Genomic DNA, 21,055 nt, shown 5'->3' with positions numbered 1-21,055 from the left:
TTAATCTTATTGTACACGATAATGTCTATTATGTCAAGAGAAAAATACACGAAAATGTATTATTTTTTATATTCCACGATATCGCACACCTGACAGTCTAATTTCTCACACAAATACATAATTGTATCTATATTCACGTTTCTGTCGTGCCGCAGCTTGTTGACCAGTGCCGGGGAAAGATTAAAACTTTCCTTATCTAATAGGTTAGAACGCTTTAACCCTCTGCGTTCTAGCGTGTCCCATAAATTACTATATGAGATACTACCTTTATATATGTTACTTCTTTTTCTTGATCGTGTTTCCATTTTGAAACCTCCTTTAATCGTTATAAATATATAGTACATTATTTTGAAATAAATATCAAGAAAAAAATAATATATTTTCGTGTATTTTTCTCTTGACATAATAGTCACTATCGTGTATAATGTGAGTAAATCAAGAGAGGAGATACAAAGAAATGAAAAAATACAATTTATCAAACATTATGAAAAGAGCATGGGAGTTAGTTAAAAAGGCAGGTCTTTGCATCTCCGAAGGATTAAAAAAAGCATGGAAGGAAGCAAAACATATGGGAGAAATCACAAAAGGTTCCGTAAAACAGATCGCATGGGCACAGGACATTAAAGACGGCGTAATCAAAGCATTAAATCTCAGTCTGAAGCTCAACAAAGAAAGTGAAAACAATTACTTAGTTTCAATCAGAGAAAAAAATCTGGTTGACATCGAAAAAGTAAACGAGGCTAAATGGTTTATTAATCTTTTCTTAACTGCTAAAGAAAATTACAAGGCTGAAATTTGTTTTGGAAACTATATGACAAAAGAAGAATTAGCCGAAGATTATGCTAGTCTTGTAAGTTCTAAATTAATGGAAACTTTTTAATAAGGAGGAGAAAAAATGATAGAAGGAGCAGAAAGAGTAAAAAAAGAAATGTTGGATTTTTTGAAGAAAAATGAATCTACAGGAACTGCAAAAGAGGACTTTTACGAACTCAAAGAGAAAACAGAACAAGCTTTCTTTGTATCACTCGCGCTAGATCTGCGAGAAAGACGTGCTAAACTTTGGAAGCAAGGAAGACATGACGAAGTAGATTCGTGGGCACTGTCAAAAATTCACGAAGCATTAGTCTCTGACAGAAAAACCGAAGTGAGAAAGATAACGGACATAGTGGAAAAGAACACTCATGCCGCCTTAAGAGAACGATTCCCTGATTTGTATGATTTTTTGTACGCCTGCAATGACGAGGAAACAGAAAATAAACAAAGAGTGCATGAATTACACAAACTAGGATACACGGCAGAAAAATTGTGGGAAATGCCGCATGAGGATGTGGGAGAAGATTATTTGCAGATGCTATTAGACACAGAAAAAAGAGGCTGAAAACAGCCTCCTTCTCCATTAACTTAATAGTTAATAAAATAGTTTCTACTCACACGCATATACAATATGCGGACAACTATATTATAGCAAAATATTATCACAAAGTCAAATAAATACTTGCCGCGGAGGTACGAAGGCAGGAAGAACGAAAGCACTTGTTTCGACAGGTGCTTTTTATTATTTTGAGGAAAAAGAAAAGAGAGAAGAATTGGCTCTCCCCTCTTGTTGGTTGTCCTATCAGTGGACTAATTATTTTAAATTAATAGTTATCTTCTTATCTGTCCAGAACGAAGCACTATATTCTAAAATTACTTTCTTTGCATCTTTTGGCATTTCGTAGTATGCTGTAAAGCTTACGTTCTTTCCCGGAGACAAATTAGTGTTAACAAAATCACTGTTTCCTATGTATTGCTGTTCGCAAGCTGAATTGTCCGCATAGCATTCGCAATCAGATACAGACACATATTTGTCACCTTTTTCTGCAACATTTTCGCAAGTAAAGTCTACAGCTACATATTCGCATCCATCTTTCGGAGTAAAGTATTCTCCTGCATCATATCCAAATTCAGCCTTTTTAGCAGTTACTTTTAAACCGTCATTCTCAAAAGATTCACCAACCTTTACGCTGTCTTTCTCTTTTGCTTCTTCCTTTTTAGCAGTTTCTTTCTTAGCCGCTGTTGTTGCTGTAGTACTCTTTGTCTGAGGATCAGTGGAAGAACTGCTATCGTCACCACTACCCATTGCCATGCCTAAAACAGCCAGAACGATGATAATGATAACTACCCATTTCAGCTTGCCGCCCTGTTTCTTCCGGCAATGAGGACACACTTTAGCTTTTGCGTCAATTTCTTCTTTGCAATGCTTACAAACTTTAGTTTTTTCCTTGCTCATATTTTCTGCTCCTTTTTTATTATTACCATAGTGCAAATATTAGCAAAATGGTTTGTTGTAAATAAATTATACAATAAATAAAATGATTTGTCATTATAAAACTGAATAAATCTGCATATTTTCTTTAACAAAAACATAAAAATATTATAACAAAAACTCTTGATAAGTCAGAACGAATGTTCTATAATTAAGCGTGAGAGGATGTGAAGCGATGTATAAAGACAAATTAATTGAACTGATTGAAAATTGTAACGACGAACATTTTTGTAAATTTGTTTTTGCGTTTGCAAACAAATTAAAAAAGGAGTGGGGGTGCTAGTCCCCACACCTTAGTTATTCCTCTGTTATTCTGTCAATGTAGCCGTAAACTTTATATTTGCGGCTACATTCCATACGTAGTATTTTTTCTGCGTATCCTAATAACTCAAAGTCCATTGCTATCTCGGCAAGTAATTCGGCGTTTTCTACTGTTGCGTTTTCTTCCCAACCCATTAACTCTGGCTGACTAACACCTAAAGCTTTCGCAAACAGCTCAATTTTTGATTGTTGCAAATCAACTTCTCCTTTTTCGATTTTGGCAATAGATGAGCGGCTCGTGTACCCTGTTTTCTTTGCTAGTTCATCTTGAGACATTCCGATTTGTACACGACGTTCCTTGATGTTCTTGTATAATTGTATCATTTTTCCTCCTTTCTACGATTATCAATATAGCATAGGTGTGAAAATAAATCAACATTTTTATTTAAAAGTGTTGACACAAATTCAACAACGTGGTATAGTAAGAGCGTGAAAGGAAATCACGCAAACAAAAAAAGAAAGGGGTGATACCTTGGCAGACGTTAAGGCACTTAGAAAAAAGATAGAAGATTCTGGAATGAGTATTTCTTTCGTAGCTAGAAAAATGGGCATGACTAGAGAGTCTTTCTATAACAGAATGAATAAACCTGATTTTAGAGCTTCGGAAATTGTAGCATTAACAAATATTCTTAGGTTGACTAAGAAAGAAAGGGACGATATTTTTTTTAACTAAAATGTTGAATTTAATTCAACAAGAAAGAAGGCGAATAGATGAAAAATATTCAAATCTTCGAAAACAATGAGTTCGGTTCAATTCGGACTCAGATAATTAATGACGAACCGTACTTCTGCTTAGCGGATGTTTGCCACGCATTGGGCCTTGAACAACCTAGCAGAGTCAAATCAAGGTTAAAACCCGATGGGGTTACTACTGGTATGGTCATCGACAGTGTAGGAAGAAAACAAAATGCAAACTTTGTGAACGAACTTAATCTTTACAAAGTAATCTTCCAGAGCCGCAAAGAAAGTGCAGAACGCTTTACCGACTGGGTAGCCGGAGAGGTTCTCCCATCCATCAGAAAGACAGGGAGCTACCAGAAACAGTTATCTCCTCAAGAAATGATGCGTATTCAGTTGGGCATGATAGACGACCACGAAGACCGTATTAAGAGCCTTGAGAGCAACATGGTGATTGACTACGGTCAACAGCAAACCTTGCGACAGCACGTCAATAAGGCAGTCCTGAACGCACTAGGCGGAAAAGATACAGAAGCATATGCATATATCAGTAAAGTTGTATTCGCAGAGTGTAACAGAGATTTGCAAGACAGATTTAAAGTTAACAGCCGGAACAACATCCCTCGTAAACGATATGAGGAGGCTATTGACTATGTAGACAACTGGGAACCGAAAACAAATACAAAGTTGAGAATTGACGAGTATAACCGTCAACAGAGATTTGAGGTGTAGGAGGTAAAAAATGAAGGTTATGTACATTTTACTGACCATCATGTCAGTAGCGTTGGTTATCTGGATCTTGTCCAGTTGGGTTGTGTGGTAACACATACCGCCGGAAAAGATTATAGCAATTATAATTTTTTCGTGATGTTAGGGGGTGAATAAAAAAATGAATGAGCCTCCAAGAAAAGAGTATGTTATTAGATTACTCTACACCCTTTTAGGACGACAGCAGGGCGTAGAGTATGACAAAGTGTTTTACACTGATAAGGACGGCGTAGAACACGAAGTAAAAAAGGAAGAGCCCTACCATTAAGCTCTCGCCAAATAAAACATAACTAGATTTTACAAAAGACTTGGCAATTTGTCAAGATAGGAGGTAGACATGGCATATATCGTTATTCAAGATTGGATGATATCAGATTTACAGTTAAAGGGGAATGAACTCCTCACATATGCCCTTATTTACGGCTTTTCGCAGGATGGCGAATCAGAATTTAAGGGGTCATTGAAATATATTTCCGAATTTCTTGGCGTGTCAAAAAGAACTGCACAAAGAAGCATTGAAAATCTTGTAGACCGAGGAATAGTTGAAAAGAGAGTAGAGGAGATTAGCGGCGTGAAATTTAACCGCTATATGGCCCATAAAGAAGCTGACACCCCTATAGACAAAATGACCATGGGGTATAGTCAAAATGACCATGGGGGTATAGTCAAAATGACCATGGGGTATAGTCAAAATGACCATGGGGGTATAGTCAAAATGACCACCAATAATACTAATATATATAATGCTAATAATAATACTAGTAATAATACTAAAGATAAAGATACGCCCGCGAGATACTTTGACGACGAGGAGCTAAACAATAAGTTTATGGAATTTCTTTCCATGCGGAAGAAGATTAGAAAACCAGTCCGAACAGATAGAGCCTTGAAAGCATTACTTAAAAAGTTACATGAATTATCTGGCGGTGATGTTGGACTGATGAAACAGATTATAGACCAGTCATTGGATAAAGAGTGGCTAGGGCTTTTCGAGCTGAAGACAGGTAACGACAACACGAAGAACATTAACGACCGACTATACGGAGACATACAGCACTGGGCAGCACAGAAAGAACAGGAGGGAGGCGGAATGTATGACGATTTCGGAGTTTTCTAAAATCGTGGCCGCACTAAAAACCGTCTACACGGCTCCGGGATTTGTTCCCAACGAACAGGCATTAGACATGTGGTACCGCCTGGTAGGCAAAAATAACGACTACCAGACAATAAGCGTAGCGGCACAGATGTACATGACAACAGGCAAGTTCCCGCCTACACCGGCAGACATTTTGGAGTGTGCCAGCAAACTCAAGGCAGAAAGCAGCTACCTGAGCGAGCAGGAAGCATGGGCAACAGTGGCAAAGGCGTGCAGTAATGGGATTTACGGTTACAGAGAGGAGTTTGACAAACTGCCTCCTACGTTGCAAAAGGCAGTAGGAACGCCACAGACGCTCCATGACTGGGCGGTAGTAGATTCAGCGGACTTTCAGACGGTCATACAGTCAAACTTCCTCAGAAGCTACAGAGCGGCGTTAGAAGCACAAAAGGAGATAGACAAGTACCCACCAAAACTGCAAGAAATGATAAGAGCGGCGGGGACGATAGAGCGAAAAGAAACAGTACCAGAACTACCCACACTGGGAGAAATAGTTGGGCGGTTAGAGCAGGATAATAAAAATTATACCCCGGAACAATGTGAAGGAGCGTTAGGGGATTGGATAGCAGGAAAGAAAGAGAGGCTAGGTTATGGATGTAATGATTAATGCAACCGGATTTCAGGCGAAGAAATACGACAACGAAGTGACAGGGAAAGTAGTGATTCCGGCGGAAGTCAGGGTCGATATCAAAGACAAAGAGGTAGCGCAGGGACTGCTTGAGCTGTTTAGGCTGGGCGTTGAAAGAAGCAACGATATGAAAAAGATAGAGGCATACGCCAGAGGCTACAACGAACTGAGCAAGGCTATTAAAGAGGCATGGGAGACAGGAAATGGAACGAGGATTTGACCCGGCTAGAGAGTACTTAAAAACACAGCACCTTGAGGCAGAATATGAGTGCAGAACAGCACACAAAGCAATCAAACGAGGTGCGGAAAGTTACAACGAATATGAGAGATACGAGGAGGAATTAGAGCAATGACACTATATGAGATTGACAGTGCAATTATGGACTGCGTAGACGAGGAGACAGGAGAAATTATCGACCTTGAAAAACTTGAGGCTCTCAACATCGAGAGAGACAAAAAGGTGGAGGGAATCGCACTGGCGGTGAAAAATTATGCCGCAGAAGCAAAGGCAATCAAAGAGGAGGAAGAAAAGCTTGCGAAACGCCGTAGAAGTTGCGAGAACGCCGCACAGAGGTGCAAAGACTATCTGTCCCATGCTCTTGATGGTGAAAAGCTCAAGACGGCAAGAGTCAGCGTGTCATACAGAAATAGCGAGTCTGTAACCATTGACGACTTAGGCAGCCTGACAGAGGAATACATCAGGATTCCAGAGCCGCAGGCGGACAAGGCAGCAATTAAAAAGGCGATTAAAGCCGGGAAAGAGGTCGCAGGAGCGCACATTGAGACATCAAAAAGCGTGATTGTGAGGTAAGAAAGATGGGAGATATTCACAAAAAGTTGCAAAAAATTCAGTGCCGCCTCAAAACACCTAAGTCTCGATGGAGCAAATTCGGGAAATACTGGTACCGTAGCCTAGAAGATATTTACGAAGCGGCAAAGCCGTTACTAGACGAACAAGGATTGCTTTTGATTCTGGAAGATAAAATTGTCATAATAGGCGGCAGAATCTATGTCAAAGCAACAGCAATTTTACAAGATGTAGAAGATGGAGGAGCGATTAGTACCACTGCATACGCCAGAGAAGAAGAAAACAGAAAGGGGATGGATTCCTCACAAATTACGGGAGCAACGTCAAGCTACGCTAGGAAATACGCATTAAGCAGTTTGTTTCTTCTAGACGACAGCAAAGATGCAGATACAGACGAATACAAAGGAAATGAGACCGTATCAGAACAGGAGGCAAAAAAATTATGCAGCCTGATGCGAAAGAAAGGCATGACAGAACAGGAAATCACAGAATGGGGGAATAACATGGGACTGAAATCATTTTATGAAATTACACGCAGACAGTATGTTGAAACCTTGAAAGTACTGGGATTGGAATAGCATGGATCTAACTGGAAAAATAAAAAACTTAGCGGTGGATTATTTTAGCAAAAAGATAACAGTTACCCTGGAAATCAACGAGGCGGAGCGGTTTATAAAGGGCGTGGACGAACTGAAAAAGTTGGAAAAATTGTCCATAATAATTAAACCGTTCCGCAAGAAAAGAAGCCTGTCGGCAAACGCCTATTTCCACGTCCTGGTCACCAAAATAGCGGAGAAAGCCGGAACGAGCAAGGCAGAAGCTAAAAATTTGATGATAGGCAGATACGGACAGCCGGAGTTGATAAAAGGAGACATAGCAGTTTTAAAAACTAACGTCCCAACCGACATCATGTACAAAAAAGAGGACGTTCACACAGTTGCGATCGGACGGCGGCTAGAAAAAGGCAAAGAGGTAGTGTTTTACAGGCTCATGAGAGGCTCACATACCTACGACAGCCGGGAAATGAGCGAGCTAATCAAAGGCACGATGCAAGAAGCGGGAGACTTAGGAATTGAAACGCTAACACCAAGAGAGCTGGAACAAATAATAGGAAAATGGAAGCCAAGAAAGGAAGAAGAGAAATGAAAAAATTTGAATTAACAACAGAAACTATTACAAACGTAGATGGAAAAAAATTATTTAGAATTAAGGCATTAATTGATTTTGGAGACGTGAAAGCCGGAGAGCTTGGCGGATACGTAGAGAAAGAAGAAAATGTATCGCAAGACGGCGATGCGTGGGTTTCCGGCAATGCAGAGGTTTCCGGAGATGCAGAGGTGCGTGACAATGCGTGGGTTTCCGACAATGCAAAGGTGCGTGACAATGCAAAGGTTTCCGGCAATGCATGGGTGCGCGGCGATGCGTGGGTTTCCGACAATGCATGGGTGCGCGGCAATGCAGAGGTTTCCGGAGATGCAGAGGTGCGTGACAATGCGTGGGTTTCCGACAATGCATGGGTGCGCGGCGATGCGTGGGTTTCCGGCAATGCATGGGTGCGCGGCGATGCGTGGGTTTCCGACAATGCAAAGGTGTCCGGAGATGCAGAGGTGCGTGACAATGCAGATTATACATTAGTACAGGGATTCGGGACAAAATTCCGCTGCACAACTTTTTACAGGAGCAAAAATAAAAAAATAATGGTTAATTGTGGGTGCTTCCATGGAGATTTAGAAGGATTTAGAAAACAGGTAAAAGAAACACGAAGCGGAAAAATAGCAAAAGAATACCTAATGATTGCCGATTTAATGGAATATCATTTTGCAAGCGAGGATTCTGGCGATGAATAGCGTACTACAAACGAAAAAAGAGTGTTTTTTCTGCAAAACGACTAGAAATCTGCATAGACATCACGTCTTATATGGCAGTAGCAACAGAAAACAAGCCGAAAAGTATGGCTTCACAGTTTATTTGTGTTTGAATCATCATACCAACGGCGGCGAGGCGATACATCGCAATCCCAACGGACCGCTAGACAGGTATCTCAAAGAGCTGGCGCAGAAGTATTGGGAGGAGAACAACGGAACGAGGGAAGAATTTATCAAAACATTTGGGAGGAATTATCTGTGAATAAGTTCAGAAATAAAAAGATTTTTACGACAGCCGGAAAGTTTGACAGCAAGAGAGAAATGCATCGCTATTTAGAGCTGGCGGCGATGCAAGAAGCGGGAGAAATTACAGGATTAGAGCGACAGCCGAGATACATCCTTGTAGGTAGCCAGAAACGAGAGGATGGCACTACAGAACGCCCTGTATCATATACAGCAGATTTCCGCTACACAGACAAAGAGGGCAAGATTGTTGTCGAGGACGTAAAATCCCCACGCACAAGAAAAAATCCGGAATATATCATCAAGAGAAAGCTGATGCTTGAGAGGTACGGTATCACGATCAAAGAGGTGGAGTGATGGAAAAAACGGATTCAGAAGCAAGAAAAGCGGCGGAAACGCTCAAAAAATATTGCAACCAGCATGAATATTGCGAAAACTGTATTTTTGCAGAAGAATATGTATGCAGTTTGCTAAACATTGTACCATGCAGATGGAAAAGCTGGACACCCTCCAAGGGTTAAGGATAGATACATATTACACGCAACACGTTAACGGTTCCATGTGGAGCTATATGCCATTGATTCCTCCGGATTTATTCCGGAGGGGAAAGGGAAGAAAATGCCATACGGTCTGAAAGATGAAGATTTTGATAAAATACAAAACAAAGTAGCGAAAAAACTATATGAAATACCAAGCCTTGAACGAGCCGCATTCTTGGTGGAATGCACAGAACAGGAACTAAGGGAAGCAATGACCGAACTACGCAAAATACCCAAATCAAAGGGGAAAATTGAAGCCGTAGAAAGGGAGTTGAGAAACAGAGGAAACAAAAACAAAAAAACAAAGTTTTTCCCAAGCGACTTGGCGGAAAAGAGATTTGCGAGGGAATGGACGAAAGCGTGCGAAAGAATAAGGAGGCATAAATGAACGATGGCACAACAAAACCAGACACCTACATGAGCATATCAGAAAAATTCATGCAAGGTAATATAAGCGAGGACGAATTTGTGGAGCGGTATAACCGATTGGTTGAGCAGGAAGCTGAAAAACACTGGGAACCGGTCGAACCACATGAGCATATTTAGGAGAGAAAATGAAGTTTATTGATTTTTTTGCCGGAATCGGAGGATTCCGCAGAGGCATGGAATTAGTGGGGCATGAATGCGTCGGGTTTTGCGAATTCGATAAATTTGCAACCGCAAGTTACACATCAATGCACCTGCTTACGCCAGAACAAAGAGAATATTTAAATGAAATGCCTTTAAAGCAACGGAGAAAAGAAATATTGAAGGAGGAATACAGGAATGGAGAATGGTACGCAAATGACATTAGAAGAGTATATGCCGGAGACATTCCAAAAGCAGATTGCTGGTGTTTTGGATTCCCATGTCAAGACATCTCAGTTGCAGGAAAACAACTTGGATTTCAAGGAAACCGTTCAAGCTTGTTTTTCAGAGTTATGTACCTTATCGGACAGCTCAAAGAAGAAGATAAACCCGCTTACCTTTTCATTGAGAACGTTAAAAATTTGCTTAGTGTTAATGGGGGATGGGATTTCGCCCGATTGCTCATTGAAATGGAACAGGGGGGGTATGATGCAGAATGGCAAGTGCTCAACTCCAGAGATTTTGGAGTGCCACAGAACCGAGAAAGGTGCTTCATTATCGGGCATCTTAGAGGGAGAAGTACCGCAAAAGTATTTCCTGTCGAAAGAGCAGACGGAGAAAATAGTATTCAAATAATAGGCCACAGGGACGGTTACAGAAGAAATACGCAGGTATTTGCACCTGATGGAATTACAGAAGCTCTTGATACTGGTCAAGGTGGTGGGAGAGGGCATCATGTAGCATTGCCGTGTTTTATAGATTTGTGCAATAGTGGAACAGAAACAACTAGCGTTGCTAGATGCTTGCAAGCGAGATACCAAAAAGGATATGGAACGTATAAAGCGCAAAATAGTGGTATTGCAATTCCGGTATTAACACCAGACCGAGCAGAAAAGCGTCAGAATGGACGGAGATTCAAAGAAGATGGTGAGCCGATGTTTACACTTACTGGACAGGATAGACACGGAGTGGCGATTGAACCGATTGGAGTTATTGATTCGCAGGGCATAAAAGTAGCCAAAGCAACAAAGCAAGGCTATTCCGAGTGTAGAGTAGGCATTGATAGCGTGAATTTATCAGTTCCAGGAAGTAAAACAAGAAGAGGAAGAGTCGGACAAGAAATCGCCAACACACTCGACACGAGTTGTAATCAGGGAATCTTCATTCAGGTATCGGAAGAACTAGTTGCGTATGCGGTCTGGTATGAAAAATATCAATGTTACATAGCAATCAGAAGACTAACGCCGTTAGAATGTTTTAGACTACAAGGGTGGACCGATGATTATTTTAAAAAGGCCGAGTTTGTAAATTCAGATAGTCAATTATACAAACAAGCAGGAAACGGCGTAACTGTAAATGTAATAAGAGCTATTGCAGAAAGGATAAAAAATGAGTAACCCCAAACACGATTGGTACGGACACGCAGTAAAGCAGGTAAAAAAATACCCAGACAAACTGATTGCAGAAAACACAGCTCAGTCGGCCTTGTGGATGTACGCTATTAACAAGGCGATAAAGCAGACAGAGGGGATGGACAACGGTGAGGACAGAATGAAAGCCGTACAGCTGGTATATTTTGAAGATAGATACACGATAGCAGGGGCGGCGGATAAGCTTGGATATGCAGAAATGACTATACGCAGATGGCTCAGTGCTTTCGCCAATTTGGCTGGTGAATATGCGGGATATTAGAGAGGGGAAATTATCTCCCTCTCTTTTTTTATGTTTGTCTAACGTGGCTTAAAAAATGCCGTACAATACACTTGTACGGACGAGTCTGGTAACTTTTTGTGAGACATAGCCTCCTCTATCTTGTGGTAAAAGTGTAAACTCTCACCCGCGTAAAAGAGAGTACGCAAGACGCCTATCCCACGGTGCCTTGCGTCCCATACGGGTTGCGGGATTTACAAGTGTTTAGGGACCAGTCGCTTATTAGACCCCGGCGGCTGTTAAGGTGCAATTCCTTATACTTGTGTTTGGTTGCATTATGCAACTGGTGCAAACGTTTTTTTTCATATTTTCTTTTCTTTCATATAACCCCGTAAACAATTCATTACGGGGTTATGGTTGTATTTAGGAGGTGACCCCAAAATGGGATAAGTAAATATCAAGAGTGGCTGACCAAAGAAGGGTTGCTAAAAATAGAGGGATGGGCGCGGGATGGATGCACAGACAAAGAGATCGCGGCAAACATCGGTATTAACCCAGATACCTTGTATACATGGAAGAAAAAATTTCCAATTTTAGCCGACACCTTAAAAAAGGGGAAAGATGTTGTAGACAGGCAGGTGGAAAAAAGCCTGTTACAACGGGCACTAGGGTACAGCTACAAAGAGACGAGCGAAAAGTACGAAGGCGGAGTAATGACGGAGCGAAAAGTAACAAAGAAGCACATTCCACCAGATACAACAGCGCAAATATTTTGGCTAAAGAACAGGAAGCCAGAACAGTGGCGTGATAAGCCACAGTCAGAGAGCGCAAGCGATAAAGTACTAGCAAAAGCTATTGAAATCCTTGGGGGTGTCGATAGTGCCATTGACTAGCAAGCAGGCAGAATACCTGCAAGGCTGCAACCATCGTTGGAATGTAAAGACCGGGGCGACAGGCTCCGGGAAATCCTTTGTTGACTACGCGGTCGTAATTCCTCAACGCCTGACACATCTAAAAGGATTAGGGTTGGCTGTGATGTTGGGAAACACCAGAGGCACACTACAACGTAACATACTTGACCCCATGCGAGAGATATGGGGCGAGGAGTTAGTTGGCGAGATACGGAGCGACAACACAGTACAGCTATTTGGCAAAAAGGTATATGCGATAGGCGCTGATAACAAAAAGCACGTTGCAAGAATACAGGGGGCAACGATTGAGTATGCTTACGGCGATGAGCTGACAACGTGGAATCAAGAAGTTTTCGAGATGTTAAAATCTCGTCTCAGGACGTCGCACAGTCATTTTGACGGGACGTGCAACCCGGCGGGGCCGAAACATTGGTTTAAGGGCTTTCTGGATTCCGATGCAGATATATTCCAACAGGCGTACAACATACACGATGGCTGCCTGCCTCCGGCGGTAGTGGACGAGTTAATAAAGGAGTACTCAGGGACACACAGGTATCAACGCTACATACTGGGCAAATGGGCAGTGGCAGAAGGGCCTGTGTACGATATGTTTTCAGAGGAAAGGCACGTCTGCAAAGCAAAGACCAGCGGAGAGATAATTGTGAGCAGTGATTTTGGTATGCAGAACCCTACCGTCTTTCTCATCTGGCAGAAAAGAGTAGATACCGGCAACTGGCACTGCATAAAAGAGTACTACTATTCAGGCAGGGAGAACAACCGCATGAAGACAGTCAGTGCGCTAGTAAAAGGACTAGAGGACACGCTAAGCGGGCAGAAAGATGATTTAGTGATCGTTGACCCATCCGCTACCGCTCTCATCGTGGAGTTACGTAGCAAAGGGCATAAAGTCAAAAAAGCAGATAACACTGTTAACGATGGGATAGCAGACGTTGAGACGATGTTGACACAAGACAAATTATCGTTTGACCCGTCTTGCACACACACGATTGAGGAGTTTGGTATCTATGCATGGGACCCAACAGCGGCTGACAAGGGAAGGGACGCAGTTATAAAACAGTCAGATCACGCGATGGATGCTATCAGGTATTTTGTAAAAACATTAAAACTCGTCAAGCGCAGCCGAACAAGACAATACAAATCAATTTTAGGGTAATAACAATGTATTTATCATATCAAGATTTCATTGCCGCAAAAGACAAAGGGCAATTTATAAATCAGTTTATAAAATTCCACGAGAGTACAGGAGCATACAAAGAGGCATTAAGGGCGGACAAGTATGACGCACAGGAAAATGAGACTATCTTGCAATTTCAACGCGTTTATTACACTCTGCTAGGTCAAAAAAAGATAGATAATTTCTCCTCAAACGCACAGATCTGCTCTAATTTCTTCCACAAATTAAATACACAGCGCTGTTCGTACAGTCTGGGAAATGGCGTCTTTTTTAATGACATGAGTGTCAAAGACAAACTGGGCAAACAGTTTGACAGAAGAATCAAAGAGGCAGCGTACAATGCATTAATTCATGGCCAGTCCTTCCTCTTCTGGAATGTGGACCACGTGCACGAATTTCCTTTTACGCAGTTCGCCCCAATGTGGGACGAGGACACAGGGGCGTTGATGGCGGGCATACGATTCTGGCAGTTGGACGAACAAAAACCATTTAAGGTTGTGCTGTACGAAGTAGATGGATATACAACCTACAGCGCAGAAAGCAAATTTGGGGAATTAAAAGAGACCGCTCCCAAACGGGCATACAGACAGATAATTGAGACTGCAAACAATTTGGAACCCGAAATTATCGGAGAAGAAAATTATAGCAGTCTCCCTATTGTACCGATGTTTGGCAATAAAAGGCATATAAGCACGCTAAGGGGGATGCAGTCAAAGATTGATGCTTACGATGCGGTACAAAGTGGTTTTGCTAATGATCTAGACGACTGCGCGCAGATGTATTGGCTCATTTCTAACGCTGACGGTATGACAGACGACGAACTGGCGGAATTCAGGGACCGGCTCAAGTTTCAGCACATCGCAAAGGCTGAGGAAGGGCAGGTACAGGCATACACGCAAGAACCGCCATATGCGGCCAGAAAAGAGTTTCTCACGCAGATGCGGTCAGAAATTTATGAGGACTTCGGGGCGCTGGATGTACACACCATAGCCGCCGGAGCAACAAATGATCATATCGACGCCGCATACCAGCCACTAGATGATAATGCAGATGATTTTGAGTACTTTGTGGGCGATGCGATTGAGAAGATTCTGGAGCTTGCGGGGATTGATGACGAACCACAATTTAAGCGGAACAGAATCAGCAACGAGAAAGAGCGTACAGATATGATTCTTGAGGCGGCTAATTATCTGGACGAAGAAACCATTCTGAAAAAATTACCGTTTGTCGCACCGGAGGAAGTGCCGGACATTTTGGCAAAGCTGGACGAAGAATCATATAACCGCTACACGGAGCCGATTGAACCCGATACGCCGGAAGATAACCCGGAAGGGGATGAATAACTATGTATCCATCCGACAAGTGGACAGAACAGGAGCTACAAAAGCTAGAAAAACGGTTAGCAGACGTATATAAGCAGGCTGAAAAAGAGCTTGACGGCAAAGCGAGAAACTATTTTAAACAATTCTCCAGGCGATACGCTAAAGAATATGCGGCATACCAGGCAGGGAAGTACACCAAGAAAGAATTTGAAGCATGGCTAATGAATCAGTATGGCAGAGGGCAGAGGTGGGAAGCACTCCGTGATGACATGGCGCGGCGCCTGACAGAGTCAAATGAGATTGCCGCGGCATACATCAATGAGAAGACCCCTCTTGTGATTGCCATTAATCATAACTTTGAGGCATATATGATTAAATCTCTTGTGCCTGATAGACAGATAAAAGAGATTGGAGATATTGCGTTTAATTTGGTTGACGAGCACACAGTTAAACGGCTGACGGTCAAAAAGCAGAAGATTCTTCCACCGCGTAGGGTACTGAAAAGCAAGGATGTGCACTGGAACAAGAAGAAATTGCAAAATGCACTACTGCAAGGAATATTACAGGGTGACAGCATAAAAAAGCTCGCAGGGCGATTTCAGGACGTTACAGGTATGAATCATACTGCCGCAATCCGAAACGCCCGCACAGCGTTCACAGGGGCGCAGAATGGAGGCAGGCAGGCGGCATACGAGGAAGCCTACCAGATGGGGATTGATGTAGTTAAGCATTGGACAGCGACAAAAGACTTGAGGACACGAGACAGTCACAGGGCACTAGACGGTGAGGAAGTGCCGTTTAACATGGCTTACTCCAACGGTCTCATGTATCCGGGAGACCCAAGCGGAATCCCGGCAGAAGTTTATAACTGCCGCTGTACGCAACGGACTGCACTACCCGCCGAACTGGAACAACCGCGAATGATACGCGTCAGAAACCCAAAGACAGGCAGGAGCGAAGTCGTAGAGGACATGACCTACTACGAATGGTTAGCAACGCAAAGGGGGCGAATATAATGGCGGATATTGATGTTGTGAGCCATGTGGACGAAGTAATACTCAAGACCACCATGGCACTCGCAAGAGCATTAGAGCAAGCAGGAGCCGCCGCAGAGGGGCACGCAAAAGACCTTTGTCCGGTCGATACGGGCGCGTTGAGAAACAGTATTACGCATCGGACTGACTTGGAAAATCTCACAGAGATAATAGGAAGTAACGAAGAATATGCCGCCTATGTGGAACTGGGAACTGGCGTGTATTACAAGGGAGGACGAAAGACCCCATGGACTTATCAGGATGATAAGGGACAATGGCACATCACAAACGGTCAGAGGGCACAGCCGTATTTAAAACCGGCGGCGGCAAATTACGCAAAAGAATACACAGCAATTATTGCGGACGAATTAAAAGGAGCGATGGGATAATGGACAGATTGTCTTTACTCGTCAAAGCAAAAGAAACAGCAGAGTATTTTGTTGATAAAAAATTTAAATACTCTCAAGGCGTGGCGAATAGCTGGGCGGGTGCAAAGAAGAAAAAGGTAAGTAATTGTGCATCGTATGTATGCTATTGCCTACAGCAATTAGGCATCCTCAAACCGGGACAACTGTTTTATTGCAACAGGAACGGAAGAGTTGTCTATAAGGGCGCAGGAACAAAAGCAGCTATATCAAAACGATATAGATTGATAAAAGTAAATAAATTACCACGGGATTATAAAAACAAATTAAAACCGGGAGACATTTGCTTTTACCGCCTGCACACCAATATTTTCGCAGGAATAAACGAGAGCAATAAAATGGTGTGGTGGGACGCCGGAAAGGCTAGCACAAATACTAAAAAAGCAGGCGGAACATATAAAAAAATACACAGAGTTATCAATGAAAATCAGAAGCTTTTATACGTGTTGAGATGGAAAGGGTGACGGAATGAAAAAGAAGATTTTAGTAGTAGCAACAGCAGTAATGTTAGCCACAGGAGCATTAGTGGGGTGTACAGAAGCAAGTCAGGTATCCAATAATGTCTCACAAGAAGCGGATAACTTTAATGTCTTAAGAAGATTTGCAGTTATCAACACAAGAACGGACAAAGTAGAGTTCGAAGTAGTAGGAGCCTTTTCTTTAGATGCCTCCGATAGCAAGAAAATTAGCTTAATCTGCGAAATGGAAGACGGGACTTACAAGAAACAGATCATTGGTTTAAACAGGGACTCTATGTATGTGATTGAAGATTTAGGCGGCGCAAAGGTAAACAAATATAAGTACGAAGTAAATTATATTCCAGAATCTATTGTACCGTTTACAATTACAAACAAGAAATAGGAGGCTGAGATGAAAATTATTGATGTATCGGTATACAACGGCACAATCGACTGGAAAAAAGTAAAGAAATACGGTTGTGATGGTGCAATCATTAAGATTATCCGCAAAGATTTAGGCAAGGATAAAAAGTTTGAGGAGAACTATAAAAAGTGTGAGAAATTAGGTATCCCATGGGGCGCGTATAACTACACATACGCAACCACAACGGCGAAAGCCAAATCCGATATGAAGCTTGTTTGTGACATCCTCGATAAAGTTAGCAAGAAACATTTTAAATACGGCGTTTGGTTTGACATCGAGGACAAAGTGCAGGCAAGGCTAAGCAAAGCAAAGATTGCTGAGATTATCAATGCGGCACAGACTGTCGTTGAGTCAAGGGGCTATAAATTTGGTGTTTACACCGGGATGTCGTATTTTTCGGAGCATATTGATAAAAACAAAGTTAACTGTAAAAACTGGTGGATTGCACGTTATTACAAAGGCTATAACCGCATGGCGTTTAAAGCGACACCAAACAAATCTTATAAGCCTACAAACGTGCCTGACCTTATGGCATGGCAGTATACCAGCTCTGGCGTATTCCCGACCAAGGTTTCAACCGGCAACGGCGGAAATTTTGATTTAAATATTTTGTATCATGACTTCTCGGTGACGGCACAGAAGGAAGAAACAGCAAAAAAAGGTAAATACACCGGGAAATTCCCTAAATTGCCGCCAAGAGGCTATTACACATTTTTAGACGGCATTACAGTGCTAAAAAGTGCAGGATGGGAAATTGAAAAATTGCAGAAGTTTTTAAACTGGGCTATCGGCTCGAAATTAGATACTGACGGCAAATACGGCGAAAAGACAGAAGATGCGGTTAGCATTTTCCAGTCGAAATGTAAATTAAAAATTGACGGCAAATTTGGGGCAAAATCCCTTAAAGCCGCAAAAACATTTAGAAAGTAATCGCGAAGTACTGCGATTTACATATAAAGTCATTTAGGGAAAGAAATCCCTCGAAGAAAAGGAGTAATCAAATGGCATTAACAAGAGCTTTTTTAAAGAGCATGACACTTACAGATGAACAGATTTCCGCGATCATCGAAGAACACTCTGCAACCGTTACAGGTTTAAAAGGCGAGATCACTAAATACAAAGAGGACGCAGAGAAAGTTCCAGACCTCCAGAAAAAATTGGAGGACTACGAAAAGGATGATTGGAAAGGCAAGTACGAGAAGGAACACGCAGATTTTGAAGGCTACAAGGCCGAACAGGACAAGAAGGCATCGTACAATGCGAAAGAAGCCGCATACAAAAAGATGCTTGAAGATTCCGGCGTGTCCAGTAAAGTAATTAACCTTGCATTAAAAGCATCAAAAGAGACTATTGATAATTTAAAAATCGGAACTGACGGCAAACTTGAGAATGCAACAGAGGTAGAAAAAGGCATCAAAGAAGCGTATGCCGACTATATTACAACCGAAACGACTCATGGCGCTAACGTATCGAACCCACCGGGAGGAGAACCGGGGAAAATGACCAAGAAAGAAATCATGGAAATTAAGGATGCGGGCGAACGTCAGAAAGCGATTGCGGAAAATCACGAACTTTTTGGATTTTGAAAGGAGTAGACAATGCCAGGAATAACCACTAGTACTGTATTAAATACAGATAGCGCTCTCAAAGCGAGAGAAATTGATTTTGTAACAAGGTTTGACAAAAATTGGGATGCATTAAGAACCATCTTGGGAATCTTTAGACCTATTAGAAAAGAGCCGGGCACCAGCTTAGTAACCTACGAGGCGCAGATGAAAGACGAAGCCTTACAGGGCGGCGCAAGTGTGGGTGAGGGAGAAGCAATCCCTTTTACACAGTTTAAGGTCGTAGAAAGCAAAAGAGAAGATATTGTCGTAGAAAAATACGCTAAATCTTTAACTCTTGAGTCTGTGTCAAAATGGGGCGCAGCGGTCGCGATCGAAAAGACAGATGATGCCTTTATGGTTGAACTGCAGAACAAGGTTTTAAAAGATTTTTACACATTTTTAAAAACAGGAACATTAAAAGGAACACAGAAAAAATGGCAGAAAGCACTGGCGATTGCAAAGGGGGCTGTACTCAATAAATTCGCAGGAATGAACAGAAATGTAACCGAAGTCGTAGGATTTGCAAATGTAATGGATTTTTATGACTGGTTAGGTGATAAAGAGATTACTGTACAGACGATGTTTGGTTTGCAGTATATCAAAGACTTTTTTGGCTTCTCCACACTGTTCCTCCTCCCTGACGACTACATCCCGGCAAAAACCGTCATCGCAACGCCTGTGGAAAATATTGATTTATATTATATAGATCCCGGTGATAGTGATTTTAAAAAGCTTGGTCTGGACTACACAACATCTGGCGAAACAAATCTGATTGGATTCCACGCAGGCGGCAACTATACAAACGCCACAGGCGAAACATACGCCATTATGGGGATGAAACTGTGGGCAGAATACCTTGACGGTGTTTGCGTAGTTACTGTCGGAACTACAGAAAATATTCCGACAGTATGAAGCACCGTTTCGGAAACAAGTTCGAATGTAAAATAAAAGGGGATGATTGAGTGCTTTACGAAATCATGAATCACATTCACAATTTTTTCCCAGTCAAAGGGGCGGCAATCACAGGCAAAATAACAATCGGGGAGTGGATTTTTGACACGCATATAGATGCGACAGCAGACACCAAAGACCTACGTTATTCTGGCACTGCGATTCGTCTCCCTTTGCAGGACGGGCAATACTATTTAATCAGCGGTTCTGTTTTTAATGACGGGGTTTACCAGTATCGCAAAGGCGATACTGCCCCGTTACAAGAGGAGACGTTTGACGGCGTGGTGGTTCCGCTGGCTATCCCCAAACCGTTCTTGTCACTGGTGGATGAAATCAGCGAGTGGCAGGCAAAAAACGGCAATCAGGGGGCGTATCAATCAGAGTCATTTGGCGGCTATTCGTATAGCAGGGCAACAAACAGTAAGGGTGAGGCCTACACGTGGCAAGATGCGTTTAGAGCGCGGCTGAATCCATGGAGGAAAATGGCATGAGTTTGATTAACGAGTTTTTACAAGATTGCATACTCATGGATAAAAAGCGCACTTCTGACGGCGAGGGTGGATTTATCACCGAGTGGGTGGAAGGCGCTAAAATACAGGCGGCAATAGTCCGAGATACCTCTATGTCTGCCAGAGTGGCGGAAAAAGAGGGTGTAACAGCAACATATACAATCACTACAGCTAAAACAGTAAAACTAGGCTATCATGATGTATTAAAAACAAAAGACGGGAAAATTTTTAGAGTTACATCAAATGCAGGAGAAAAAGAAACCCCTGCGTCGTCTAATTTAGACATAGCACAGGTCATGGCGGAGAAGTGGGAGTTAACGTCATGACCCCAACAGCGGCACTATATCAATTCTGGTCATCCTTTGGCATAACTGCATATCCGTCTAACAGAGTGCCGGAGGATACCGCTTTCCCTTTTATTACATATGAGCCAATTATAGCAAACTGGTGGACAGGCGCAGCCGCCGCCAGCACTATAAACGTATGGTACCACACAGAATCAGAGGCAATTCCAAACAAAAAGGCAAAAGAAATCAGCGGCAGGTTGCAAGGGGGTACTACGGTCAAGTGCGATGATGGAATCATTTTTCTGTCGCAAGACCAGCCTTGGACTCCTTTAGTCGATGAAGCTGACTCGTCAATAGTACGCAGATACACAGTAATAACTATGCAATTTATAACTATTTAATGA

At 42.3% G+C, this 21,055-nt stretch carries 34 protein-coding genes; 31 read left to right on the top strand and 3 right to left on the bottom strand.

What is annotated here, in order from left to right; all coding sequences use genetic code 11:
• Positions 1-59: 59 nt before the first annotated feature.
• A complete protein-coding gene (locus EHLA_RS10645) occupies positions 60-305 on the bottom strand; it encodes a helix-turn-helix domain-containing protein (protein WP_096240814.1) in 246 nt (81 codons plus the stop codon).
• 152 nt (positions 306-457) lie between these two features.
• Here EHLA_RS10645 and EHLA_RS10640 point away from each other — a divergent pair, with 152 nt between their 5' ends.
• Both EHLA_RS10640 and EHLA_RS10635 read left to right on the top strand, forming a co-directional pair.
• Positions 458-880, top strand: coding sequence for a hypothetical protein (locus EHLA_RS10640; protein ID WP_096240813.1), 423 nt, complete (start codon positions 458-460; stop codon positions 878-880).
• Between the two features lie 15 nt (positions 881-895).
• Complete coding sequence (locus tag EHLA_RS10635; RefSeq protein ID WP_096240812.1) at positions 896-1,378, top strand: hypothetical protein; 483 nt, start codon at positions 896-898, stop codon at positions 1,376-1,378.
• A gap of 249 nt (positions 1,379-1,627) precedes the next feature.
• Here the strand turns inward: EHLA_RS10635 and EHLA_RS10630 are convergent, their stop codons facing one another.
• Complete coding sequence (locus EHLA_RS10630) at positions 1,628-2,269, bottom strand: DUF4352 domain-containing protein (protein ID WP_096240811.1); 642 nt, start codon at positions 2,267-2,269, stop codon at positions 1,628-1,630.
• 333 nt (positions 2,270-2,602) lie between these two features.
• Positions 2,603-2,950 carry a helix-turn-helix domain-containing protein gene (locus EHLA_RS10625; RefSeq protein WP_096240810.1) on the bottom strand — a complete coding sequence of 116 codons (348 nt, stop codon included), beginning with the start codon at positions 2,948-2,950 and terminating at the stop codon, positions 2,603-2,605.
• A gap of 148 nt (positions 2,951-3,098) precedes the next feature.
• Between EHLA_RS10625 and EHLA_RS10620 the strand changes: the two genes are divergently transcribed.
• From EHLA_RS10620 to EHLA_RS10490, 29 genes are all read left to right on the top strand, one after another.
• The gene (locus EHLA_RS10620; protein ID WP_096240809.1) at positions 3,099-3,299 is read left to right on the top strand and encodes a toxin-antitoxin system, antitoxin component, Xre family protein; all 201 of its coding nucleotides are present in this window, start codon (positions 3,099-3,101) and stop codon (positions 3,297-3,299) included.
• Between the two features lie 38 nt (positions 3,300-3,337).
• A complete protein-coding gene (locus tag EHLA_RS10615) occupies positions 3,338-4,036 on the top strand; it encodes an ORF6C domain-containing protein (protein ID WP_096240808.1) in 699 nt (232 codons plus the stop codon).
• A 373-nt stretch (positions 4,037-4,409) separates the two neighbouring features.
• Entirely contained in the window at positions 4,410-5,189 is a 780-nt protein-coding gene (locus EHLA_RS10610) for a helix-turn-helix domain-containing protein (RefSeq protein WP_096240807.1), read from the top strand.
• A gap of 67 nt (positions 5,190-5,256) precedes the next feature.
• Positions 5,257-5,835, top strand: coding sequence for a hypothetical protein (locus EHLA_RS10605; protein WP_416790376.1), 579 nt, complete (start codon positions 5,257-5,259; stop codon positions 5,833-5,835).
• On the top strand, positions 5,819-6,076 hold the full coding sequence (locus EHLA_RS10600; protein WP_096240805.1) for a hypothetical protein: 258 nt from the start codon (positions 5,819-5,821) through the stop codon (positions 6,074-6,076). Before EHLA_RS10605 ends, EHLA_RS10600 begins: the two co-directional genes overlap by 17 nt.
• The gene (locus EHLA_RS16280; protein ID WP_157908588.1) at positions 6,060-6,209 is read left to right on the top strand and encodes a hypothetical protein; all 150 of its coding nucleotides are present in this window, start codon (positions 6,060-6,062) and stop codon (positions 6,207-6,209) included. The genes EHLA_RS10600 and EHLA_RS16280 overlap by 17 nt, the downstream gene beginning before the upstream one ends.
• Positions 6,206-6,667 (top strand): siphovirus Gp157 family protein, encoded by a 462-nt coding sequence (locus tag EHLA_RS10595; protein WP_096240804.1) that lies wholly within the window; start codon positions 6,206-6,208, stop codon positions 6,665-6,667. The genes EHLA_RS16280 and EHLA_RS10595 overlap by 4 nt, the downstream gene beginning before the upstream one ends.
• Before the next feature lie 5 nt (positions 6,668-6,672).
• A complete protein-coding gene (locus EHLA_RS10590; protein WP_096240803.1) occupies positions 6,673-7,242 on the top strand; it encodes an ERF family protein in 570 nt (189 codons plus the stop codon).
• 1 nt (position 7,243) lies between these two features.
• Complete coding sequence (locus tag EHLA_RS10585) at positions 7,244-7,810, top strand: hypothetical protein (protein ID WP_096240802.1); 567 nt, start codon at positions 7,244-7,246, stop codon at positions 7,808-7,810.
• Positions 7,807-8,511, top strand: a complete 705-nt coding sequence (locus EHLA_RS10580; protein WP_096240801.1) for a hypothetical protein — start codon at positions 7,807-7,809, stop codon at positions 8,509-8,511. Before EHLA_RS10585 ends, EHLA_RS10580 begins: the two co-directional genes overlap by 4 nt.
• Before the next feature lie 276 nt (positions 8,512-8,787).
• Positions 8,788-9,129, top strand: a complete 342-nt coding sequence (locus EHLA_RS10570; RefSeq protein ID WP_096240799.1) for a DUF1064 domain-containing protein — start codon at positions 8,788-8,790, stop codon at positions 9,127-9,129.
• Positions 9,129-9,293, top strand: a complete 165-nt coding sequence (locus EHLA_RS16275) for a hypothetical protein (protein WP_157908587.1) — start codon at positions 9,129-9,131, stop codon at positions 9,291-9,293. Before EHLA_RS10570 ends, EHLA_RS16275 begins: the two co-directional genes overlap by 1 nt.
• A gap of 97 nt (positions 9,294-9,390) precedes the next feature.
• Entirely contained in the window at positions 9,391-9,699 is a 309-nt protein-coding gene (locus EHLA_RS10565; RefSeq protein WP_096240798.1) for a hypothetical protein, read from the top strand.
• On the top strand, positions 9,696-9,857 hold the full coding sequence (locus EHLA_RS16270) for a hypothetical protein (protein ID WP_157908586.1): 162 nt from the start codon (positions 9,696-9,698) through the stop codon (positions 9,855-9,857). Before EHLA_RS10565 ends, EHLA_RS16270 begins: the two co-directional genes overlap by 4 nt.
• An 8-nt stretch (positions 9,858-9,865) precedes the next feature.
• Entirely contained in the window at positions 9,866-11,275 is a 1,410-nt protein-coding gene (gene dcm, locus EHLA_RS10560) for a DNA (cytosine-5-)-methyltransferase (protein ID WP_096240797.1), read from the top strand.
• Entirely contained in the window at positions 11,268-11,570 is a 303-nt protein-coding gene (locus EHLA_RS10555; RefSeq protein WP_096240796.1) for a helix-turn-helix domain-containing protein, read from the top strand. Before dcm ends, EHLA_RS10555 begins: the two co-directional genes overlap by 8 nt.
• Positions 11,571-12,010: 440 nt before the next feature.
• Positions 12,011-12,421 carry a helix-turn-helix domain-containing protein gene (locus EHLA_RS10550; RefSeq protein ID WP_242970719.1) on the top strand — a complete coding sequence of 137 codons (411 nt, stop codon included), beginning with the start codon at positions 12,011-12,013 and terminating at the stop codon, positions 12,419-12,421.
• The gene (locus tag EHLA_RS10545; RefSeq protein ID WP_330400047.1) at positions 12,399-13,613 is read left to right on the top strand and encodes a PBSX family phage terminase large subunit; all 1,215 of its coding nucleotides are present in this window, start codon (positions 12,399-12,401) and stop codon (positions 13,611-13,613) included. The genes EHLA_RS10550 and EHLA_RS10545 overlap by 23 nt, the downstream gene beginning before the upstream one ends.
• A gap of 5 nt (positions 13,614-13,618) precedes the next feature.
• Positions 13,619-14,977, top strand: a complete 1,359-nt coding sequence (locus EHLA_RS10540) for a phage portal protein (RefSeq protein WP_096240793.1) — start codon at positions 13,619-13,621, stop codon at positions 14,975-14,977.
• 2 nt (positions 14,978-14,979) lie between these two features.
• The gene (locus EHLA_RS10535; protein ID WP_096240792.1) at positions 14,980-15,972 is read left to right on the top strand and encodes a phage minor head protein; all 993 of its coding nucleotides are present in this window, start codon (positions 14,980-14,982) and stop codon (positions 15,970-15,972) included.
• Entirely contained in the window at positions 15,972-16,379 is a 408-nt protein-coding gene (locus EHLA_RS10530; RefSeq protein WP_096240791.1) for an HK97-gp10 family putative phage morphogenesis protein, read from the top strand. The genes EHLA_RS10535 and EHLA_RS10530 overlap by 1 nt, the downstream gene beginning before the upstream one ends.
• Positions 16,379-16,879 (top strand): hypothetical protein, encoded by a 501-nt coding sequence (locus EHLA_RS10525; RefSeq protein WP_096240790.1) that lies wholly within the window; start codon positions 16,379-16,381, stop codon positions 16,877-16,879. The genes EHLA_RS10530 and EHLA_RS10525 overlap by 1 nt, the downstream gene beginning before the upstream one ends.
• Before the next feature lie 4 nt (positions 16,880-16,883).
• Positions 16,884-17,276: a hypothetical protein gene (locus EHLA_RS10520; protein WP_096240789.1), complete on the top strand. Its 393-nt coding sequence runs from the start codon at positions 16,884-16,886 to the stop codon at positions 17,274-17,276.
• A 9-nt stretch (positions 17,277-17,285) separates the two neighbouring features.
• Positions 17,286-18,227, top strand: a complete 942-nt coding sequence (locus tag EHLA_RS10515; RefSeq protein ID WP_096240788.1) for a GH25 family lysozyme — start codon at positions 17,286-17,288, stop codon at positions 18,225-18,227.
• Positions 18,228-18,298: 71 nt separating this feature from the next.
• Complete coding sequence (locus EHLA_RS10510) at positions 18,299-18,883, top strand: hypothetical protein (protein WP_096240787.1); 585 nt, start codon at positions 18,299-18,301, stop codon at positions 18,881-18,883.
• A gap of 12 nt (positions 18,884-18,895) precedes the next feature.
• On the top strand, positions 18,896-19,816 hold the full coding sequence (locus EHLA_RS10505; RefSeq protein WP_096240786.1) for a hypothetical protein: 921 nt from the start codon (positions 18,896-18,898) through the stop codon (positions 19,814-19,816).
• 50 nt (positions 19,817-19,866) lie between these two features.
• Entirely contained in the window at positions 19,867-20,346 is a 480-nt protein-coding gene (locus tag EHLA_RS10500; RefSeq protein ID WP_096240785.1) for a hypothetical protein, read from the top strand.
• Positions 20,343-20,690, top strand: a complete 348-nt coding sequence (locus EHLA_RS10495; RefSeq protein ID WP_157908584.1) for a phage head closure protein — start codon at positions 20,343-20,345, stop codon at positions 20,688-20,690. Before EHLA_RS10500 ends, EHLA_RS10495 begins: the two co-directional genes overlap by 4 nt.
• Positions 20,687-21,052: a hypothetical protein gene (locus EHLA_RS10490; protein WP_096240783.1), complete on the top strand. Its 366-nt coding sequence runs from the start codon at positions 20,687-20,689 to the stop codon at positions 21,050-21,052. The genes EHLA_RS10495 and EHLA_RS10490 overlap by 4 nt, the downstream gene beginning before the upstream one ends.
• The last annotated feature ends 3 nt before the right edge of the window (positions 21,053-21,055 follow it).

Source organism: Anaerobutyricum hallii, assembly GCF_900209925.1.
Taxonomy (GTDB): domain Bacteria; phylum Bacillota; class Clostridia; order Lachnospirales; family Lachnospiraceae; genus Anaerobutyricum; species Anaerobutyricum soehngenii.
The sequence above is the reverse complement of the archived record's forward strand: the minus strand, read 5'-3'. Positions and strand labels throughout refer to the sequence as shown.